We start from the raw sequence: 527 nt of genomic DNA, 5'->3' as shown, positions 1-527 counted from the left end.
GCTGTTGCTCAAGCTTCTGCTGCTGCTCAAGCTTCTCGATTTCTGAGTCTAATTGTTGAAACTTACGTAGCTGAGCGCTTATTCTTTCTTTTATTTCTTTGGATTTCAATGATCCTTCATCATTCCATGAATCTTCATCATCATCGTAGGAATCCGTATCTTGACGATCATGCCTCACTAATGTTTTAGTGTGCGAGCGTACGTCATCGGCGTTAAAGCTCCTTGGATTTCGTGAGATCTCATCGATGAATTTGCCTGCATTTTTAATGGCGTCGGCGGATTTAAGGGTGGACAATTTTGATTCTGCTTCGGATAGCGATTGCAATATGTCTGGGGTCAGATGCTTTTTGAGTAGTTTGAGATCACGAATCTGGCCTCGAGCGGCTCCGTTGCCGAGTTGATTTATCGCATATGTAATAAGGTCAGTCGATAATTTGAAGGCGGAGTTGCCTGTATTGATATTTTCTTTTTTATTTTGTATTGCCGTTTTCGAATCTAAATACCCATCAGGGGGCGGGGCCGGGGGC

The 527-nt window shown here is 43.5% G+C and carries 1 protein-coding gene; it reads right to left on the bottom strand.

Annotation, left to right across the window (positions count from 1 at the left end; translation table 11 throughout):
- Nucleotides 1–527 (bottom strand): hypothetical protein (locus tag VL15_RS43020; RefSeq protein WP_196319691.1); only part of this gene is annotated, 527 nt, incomplete at both ends.

The sequence above is a fragment of the Burkholderia cepacia genome (genome assembly GCF_001039005.1).
Lineage (GTDB): Bacteria > Pseudomonadota > Gammaproteobacteria > Burkholderiales > Burkholderiaceae > Burkholderia > Burkholderia theae.
The sequence above is the reverse complement of the archived record's forward strand: the minus strand, read 5'-3'. Positions and strand labels throughout refer to the sequence as shown.